The 243-nt window shown below is 58.0% G+C and carries 1 pseudogene; it reads right to left on the bottom strand.

Annotated elements, in window-relative coordinates:
- Positions 1–243 (bottom strand): annotated as a pseudogene (locus RTW80_RS30485) (transporter substrate-binding domain-containing protein); the annotation flags it as partial.

Genomic DNA, 243 nt, shown 5'->3' with positions numbered 1-243 from the left:
AAGGCGGCTTTCAGCTCGGGATCATCCTTACGCAGGCCACTACCAGTACCGTCGCCAAAGTATTTTTTGTCTTTTACCGACGGGCCGGCAAAGGCGTACTCTTTACCCGCAGGCTGTTTCAGGAAGCCTTCGCTCGCGGCGACTTCATCCTGAAACGCGGCATCCAGACGGCCTGCCGCCAGGTCAGAGTAGATCAGATCCTGGTTCTGGTAAGCCACCACATCGACGCCCTTCTCGCGCCAG

This window comes from Escherichia sp. AM3 (assembly GCF_032029835.1).
In the GTDB taxonomy this organism is placed as follows: Bacteria; Pseudomonadota; Gammaproteobacteria; order Enterobacterales; family Enterobacteriaceae; genus Escherichia; species Escherichia coli.
Note: the sequence above shows the minus strand (reverse complement) of the source record. Positions and strands in the feature narration are given on the sequence as shown.